This is a genomic window from Thiemannella venezuelensis, assembly GCF_014203605.1.
Taxonomy (GTDB): Bacteria; Actinomycetota; Actinomycetes; order Streptosporangiales; family Streptosporangiaceae; genus Planomonospora_A; species Planomonospora_A venezuelensis.
Window position 1 is genome coordinate 20,658 of record NZ_JACHJJ010000044.1, and the last position, 6,344, is coordinate 27,001.

Genomic DNA, 6,344 nt, shown 5'->3' on the forward strand with positions numbered 1-6,344 from the left:
TGAAGCGGTACAGGCCTCAGTGCTCCTCGCGGGATCGGCGTGCGGGACTACGAGCCGCAGGAGGCCGTCCAGGCGGCGATCTGCGCCCGCGAGTTGAACCCCAGCTTGTTCATGATCGCCCGCACGTGGCTGTCCACCGTGTGCTCCGAGATGAACAGCCGCTCGCCGATCTGCCGGTTGCTGAGCCCCTCGGCGACCAGCCGCGCCACCTCCGCCTGCCGCTTGCCGAGCGGTGTCTCGTCCGGTGTTTCGTCCGGTGCCCCGGCGGACGGCACCGGCTCGCCGAGTGCCAGCCGGATCGCGACGTCCCTGCTCAGGCGCCTCCCGGCCGCGTACTCGTCCTCGAACGCCGCCGCCCCCAGCTCCGCCCTGGCCGCCTCCTCGGCCCGGGCCAGCAGCGGCGGGAGGAAGGGCAGGACGCTCGCCCCGGTCTCCGTCCGCACGGTCTCGGCCGCCCCCATCAGCAGCGCCGCCGGCCGCGCCCGCCCGGAACCGGCCGTGACGCAGCCCAGCGCGTCGAGCAGCACGTACTGCCCCACCCGGTCGTCGATCCGGTACGCGACCCGCAGCGCCTCCGCCAGCAGCGGCCCCGCCTCGTCGAACGCGCCCGCGATCAGCCTGGCGGAGCCCAGATTCAGCAGCATCATGTCCAGGCTGTAGAGGTCGCCGGTCTCGCGGCCGAGGCGCACACCCTCCTCCGCGGCCTCCACGACCGTGTCGAGATCACCCTCGAAGAGGCCGTTCAATGCACGCGACTGCAGGAACATGAGTACGGCCGCGTCATCGTCCACTCCCTCCATGACGACGCGGGCCCGCTCACCCAGCCGCCTGGCCGCCGCGCGATCCCCTGACATGCTCGCCGCCATCGACGCCAGCGACAGCGACTGAGCCAGTACGGACGGCAGCCCCGCCTCCTCGGCCCCGGCCATCGCCTCGTCCAGCGCGGGGCCCGCGCTCGCCGCGTCCGACTGCAGCACCGCCAGGAAACCGCGCATGAAGGCGGCCCTGGCCCGCTCGGCCGGTCCGGCGCCCTCGCGGGCGAGCAACTCCTCGGCCCACCGGACTCCCTCGTTGGGCGCGCGGGTGATCCAGTAGTAGCCGATGGCGTAGACCAGCTTCATGCCGCGCGCCGCGTCCTCACGGGTCACGCATCCGCGCAGCACCGCGCGCACGTTGTCGATCTCCAGGTCCATCCAGTCGAGCCATTCGGCCAGTCGCCGCCGGACCTGCGGCGCGGCCCGCAGGCAGCGCGTGGTGTAGTAGTCGGCGAACCGCCGGCCGACCGTCTCCTCCTCGCCGGCCTCGCGCAGCCGGAGCGCGGCGTACTCGCGCATCGTCTCATGCAGGCGGTAGCAGGCCAGGTCCCCGGCGTCCTCCTTCGTCACCAGCGACTTGTCGACCAGCGACGACAGCGGTTCCAGCGCGGGCAGACCCTCCCGCGCGCAGACCGCCTCGACGTCCTCCAGGGTGAACCGGCCGGCGAAGACGCACAGCCGCCGCAACAGCGCCTGCTCCGCCGGATCCAGCAGGTCGTGGCTCCAGTCGATGGTGGTGCGCAGCGTCTGGTGGCGGGGGAGCGCCTTCGCGCCACCGGTGAGCAGCCCGAACCGGTCGTCGAGACGGTCGAGGATCTGCTCGGCGGACAACACCCGCGTTCGTACGGCCGCCAGCTCGATCGCCAGCGGCAGGCCGTCGAGACGGCGGCACAGACCCGCCACCGCCGCCTGGTTCGCCGCGGTCAGCTCGAACGCGCCCGACGAGGCCGCGGCCCGCTCCGTGAACAGCGTGACCGCCTCGTTCCGCCGCAGCTCCGCCAGCGGCGGGCGGGCGTGCGGCGCGGGCGGATCGAGTGGCGGTACGGGCACCACGTGTTCACCGGGCGCCGACAGCGGCTCCCTGCTGGTCGCGATCACCCGTACGCCGGGGGCCGCCCGCATCACCTCCGTGACCAGCCGGGCCGTCGCCGCGAGCAGGTGCTCGCAGTTGTCGACCACCAGCAGCAGCCTCTTGTCCCGCAGGTACGCCGCCAGCACCGCCGACGGCTCGGCCGCGGTCCGGGTCCGCAGGTCCAGGGCCGTCATGACGGCATCGCCGACCAGCGCGGAATCGCGTACCTCGGCCAGCTCCACCAGCCACGCGCCCCCCGGGAACCCGCGCCCGAGATCGCCCGCCGCCCGCAGCGCCAGACGCGTCTTACCGACCCCGCCGGGCCCGACGAGACTGACCAGGCGGGCCTCGGCGAGCCTCCTGCGGACCGCGGCGAGTTCGCGACGGCGGCCGATGAAACTGGTCGTCTCGGCGGGCAGGTTGCCCGAGCGGCGCGGGGGTCTGGCCATCGTGACTCGGACACTACTCTCCCAATCACGAATTCACGTGATTTCGTAGGCCCGGCGCCTGTCCGCACCCTGGGAATCGTGAAAGCCATCCGCTACCGCACCTACGGCCCGCCCGAGGTTCTGCAACTCGAGGACGCGGACATGCCCGCCGTCGGGGCCGACGACGTGCTGATCCGCGTACGCGCCGCCTCCGTCAACCCGCTGGACTGGCACAACATGCGGGGCAAACCGTACTTCGCCCGCCTGCAGATGGGCCTGACCCGCCCCAGGCACACCGCCCTGGGTGCCGACCTGGCGGGCGTCGTCGAGTCGGTGGGCCGCGACGTCACCGCCTTCCGGCCCGGGGACGAGGTGTACGGCGGCTGCGGCCTGGACCTCGTACCGGGCACGACGGGCCTGGCCGAGTACGCCTGCCTGCGCCAGGACGGCATGCTGTGCAGGATGCCGGCCGGGCTGACGTTCGAGCAGGCCGCGGCCGTCCCGGTGGCGGCGCTCACCGCACTCCAGGTGCTGCGCGACAAGGGCCGGATCCGGCGCGGGCACCGGGTGCTGATCAACGGAGCCTCCGGCGGCGTGGGGACGTTCGCGGTGCAGATCGCCAAGGCCATGGGGGCCGAGGTGACCGGGGTGTGCAGCACCGGCAACACGGAGCTGGTCCGTTCGATCGGCGCCGACCACGTCGTCGACTACACCAAGGAGGACTACACGCGTGCCGGGAAGCGGTACGACGTGGTGTTCGACCTGGTCGCCAACCGCGGCCTCCTGGCGAACCGGCGGGTGCTCGCTCCCACGGGCGTCTTCGTGGAGGGCGCACCGTCGAAGGGGCAGTGGGTCGGGCCGGTTCTCGGGATCGTCAAGGTCATGATGATGCCCCGGATGGCGTTCTTCCTGTCCCACACCAGCGCCGACGATCTCGCCGTCATGAGCGGGTTCATCGAATCAGGGAAGGTCACCCCCGTCATCGACCGGACCTACTCGCTGGACGAGGCCGCCGAGGCCGTCCGTTACCTCGAACGGGGGCGCGCGAGGGGCAAGGTCGTGGTCACCGTCTGAACACCCGCTGACGACACTGACGACGACAAAGGTCCTCCTCCGGTCGTGAACCGGTGCGCCGTGCACCCTGCGCCTGCCGACAATGTCATCCGGCCAGGTCATAGCCTTGCCGGGGATCACCTGACGCGCGTGATCTCCAGCCGTTCGGAGTGCGGCAGGATGATCTCCTGTGCTCTTTCGTCTGGCCTGTCTCGCCGTCGCGGACGCCTTCGCCGCGCTGCGGCTGCCGCCGATGGGCGATCGGGACAAGGACGTCGAGATCCTCGCCTACGTCACCAGATCGCCGTTCTCGAACGGCGGCTCGGTGCCGGCGCCAGGATGCGATTCGCCCCGAGGATCACGCCTTCCTGGCCGCCCTGCTGAAGTCGCTGCCCCGTACGGCCCTGCACCGGGTGCGGCTCCTCGTCCGCCCGGACACCGTCTTGCGCCGACACCGCGATCTGATGGGACGGCGCCATGCCGGCACGTGTCGGCCGAAGCGGCCGGGGCGCCCGCCCACGGTCCGTTCCATCCGCGCGCTCATCCTGCGCCTGGTCCGGGAGAACCCGTCCTGGGGGTATCGGCGCGTGCACGGTGAACTGGCCATGCTCGGCATCAAAGTCGCGTCCTCCACCGTGTGGGAGATCCTCACGCAGGAAGGCATAGACTCGGCGCCTGAACGAGCATCGATCACCCGGGCCGACTTCCTGCGCTCGCAAGCCGACGCGCTGCTGGCCTGCGACTTCATCGAGACCATCACTTCAGGCCCTGAACCAAGCGGCCCCGCTGCGCATCGTCCCGGACCCGATCACGGATCCGACGCGAATCGCCGAGCTGAACATACGCCGACAAGACCGACTCGGCGGAGTCCTCCGCAAGTACTCACATGCCGTTTGAGCTGCGTGGATGTAGTTTTCGGCAGGCACAATGACCCAGTCGTATCGCAGCACGGAACAGCCGTCACGACCTCGGGCTCTACGAATTCAACCTGAGTATCCCTCCGTTGTCGGTGGCAGACTCGGTGGCATGACAGTGGAGACGGTCGTGCTCACCGGCGCCGCCGGACAGGTCGGATCCGTGCTGCGAGACCCGCTGCGCCGCAGCTTGCGGCGGCTGGTCTCGGTCGATCGTGTCCCGCTGGTCGCCCAAGGGTCTGAGGAAGAGGTCCGCCGGGCCGAGTTGGCCGGTGTCGAGGATGTGGCGGCGGTCATCGCGGGTGCCGATGCGGTGGTGCACCTGGCCGGGGTACCGGACGAGGCGCCGCTGGCCGACCTGCTGGAGGGCAACGTCCTGGGCACCCATCACGTGCTGGAGGCCGCACGGCGCACCGGGGTCCGGCGGGTGGTGCTGGCCGGCAGCAACCGGCTGACCGGCTGCTACCCGGCCGCCCGGATGGTCTCGACGCAGGAGCCGCCCCGCCCCGACGGGCTGTACGGCGTGAGCAAGGTCGCGGTGGAGGCCCTGGGCCGGCTGTACGCCGACAAGTTCGGTCTGCAGGTGGTGTGCCTGCGGATCGGCAGCCTGGAGGCGGAGCCGAGTGAACCACGCCACCTGGCCACCTGGCTGAGCCCCCGCGACTGCGCAGGGTTCGTCTGGGCCGCCCTCACCCGGCCCGGCGTCACCTTCACCACCGCATACGCGGTCTCCGCCAACACCCGCCGCTTCTGGGAACTGGACGACGATCTCGGCTACCGTCCCCGCGACGACGCCGAGGCCTACGCGCACCGGATCCCCGGAGCGGCCGACTACTTCGCCACCGACCGGCTCCAGGGCGGTGCCTACGCCGACGCCGACTACACCCTGCGCCACCTCCTCGGCCAAGGACCACCTGGCGGGTCACCGCGCTAGGAATCCCCGGCGGCTCGCGGCACAGAGGTCACCGATGCCTTTCGGCCTGCTTCTGGGCATCGAAGACATCGGCGGCCGGGTGGTGTTGCCGTCGCAGCCAGGCGGTGAAGTCTTCGCGGCGGTAGGCCGGGTCGGCGGGCATGAGCCGGATCTGCGGCCGCTCGTCCATCCGCCAGATGACGAAGCCGGTGATGGTCCCGGTCGCGGGCCACCGCGCCGGGTCACGCGGCAGGTGCAGGACATCGACGAACCCGCCGACGGGCAGGCCGAGATCGACTCCTATGCCGGTGACACCCGGCTGAGGCACCCAGACGATGGTGCCGGTGAGGCGCTGGCCGAGGCGGAGCCGCGGTCTCATCTGCTCCCAGGCTCAGCGTCCGGGAGATAACGGGGGTGGCCGTCCTGGGGCCGCCAGGGCCGCGGCAAGCCCCGTCTCGGTTACCGCCTGCGGTTGCGACAAACTGAGGATATGACCGAGGTGCGACCCGCTCCGAATGCCGACGCGGCTCGATGGTTGCTCCGGGCTGATGTCGATTGGTGGGATCTTGTTCGCTACGGCCCACCAGGCTTCGACGTGTACGTGCGTATCGCCTTTGGCCATGGGGTGGAGGGTGTCGACCCGGAGGAGGAAGATCGCGCCGTTCGCGCGGCACTCGCGACTCTCGCGACATGCACGGCCACGCCTTCCAGCGGATACGCGGCGATCTGGGAAGGGTGGACGGGCGGGCACCCGCCGACTCCTGAAGCGCCACGGGTGGCTATCCCTCATCGAGAGATGCTGCTCTTCACCGGCCCTGTCGACGTACTGAGCGACGCGCCCGCCCTCGCCTGGCACGGCTCTGCGCTGGGCGGTCCAGACCCACACCTCGTGTGGCCCGAAGATCAAGCCTGGTGCCTGGCCTGCGAGGTCGACGAGGAGATCGAGTTCACCGTCGGATGTTCCGTCGACGCGTCCCAGGCTCTGACCAAAGCCCTGCCCGGTGCTGTTCGACGGGTGCACTACGGAGAGCCGGCACCGATGTACCGCGACCCGGCCTAGTACTACAACAACACTTCGTTGTGGTTTAGTCTGATCGTATGCCGGACGTGATGACCGCTGAGGATCTTCGGACGTGGATGGCAGGTCTG

At 70.8% G+C, this 6,344-nt stretch carries 5 protein-coding genes; 3 read left to right on the top strand and 2 right to left on the bottom strand.

Annotation, left to right across the window (positions count from 1 at the left end):
• Window positions 1-47 precede the first annotated feature (47 nt).
• Complete coding sequence (locus FHS22_RS35925) at window positions 48-2,336, bottom strand: ATP-binding protein (protein ID WP_184948669.1); 2,289 nt, start codon at window positions 2,334-2,336, stop codon at window positions 48-50.
• A gap of 78 nt (window positions 2,337-2,414) precedes the next feature.
• Between FHS22_RS35925 and FHS22_RS35930 the strand changes: the two genes are divergently transcribed.
• Complete coding sequence (locus FHS22_RS35930) at window positions 2,415-3,389, top strand: NAD(P)-dependent alcohol dehydrogenase (protein WP_184948670.1); 975 nt, start codon at window positions 2,415-2,417, stop codon at window positions 3,387-3,389.
• Window positions 3,390-4,394: 1,005 nt separating this feature from the next.
• Window positions 4,395-5,216 (top strand): NAD-dependent epimerase/dehydratase family protein, encoded by an 822-nt coding sequence (locus tag FHS22_RS35935; protein WP_184948671.1) that lies wholly within the window; start codon window positions 4,395-4,397, stop codon window positions 5,214-5,216.
• A gap of 28 nt (window positions 5,217-5,244) precedes the next feature.
• Here FHS22_RS35935 and FHS22_RS35940 read toward each other — a convergent pair whose 3' ends face one another.
• The gene (locus FHS22_RS35940; RefSeq protein WP_184948672.1) at window positions 5,245-5,574 is read right to left on the bottom strand and encodes a hypothetical protein; all 330 of its coding nucleotides are present in this window, start codon (window positions 5,572-5,574) and stop codon (window positions 5,245-5,247) included.
• A gap of 111 nt (window positions 5,575-5,685) precedes the next feature.
• Between FHS22_RS35940 and FHS22_RS35945 the strand changes: the two genes are divergently transcribed.
• Window positions 5,686-6,255: a hypothetical protein gene (locus FHS22_RS35945; protein ID WP_184948673.1), complete on the top strand. Its 570-nt coding sequence runs from the start codon at window positions 5,686-5,688 to the stop codon at window positions 6,253-6,255.
• Window positions 6,256-6,344 lie beyond the last annotated feature (89 nt).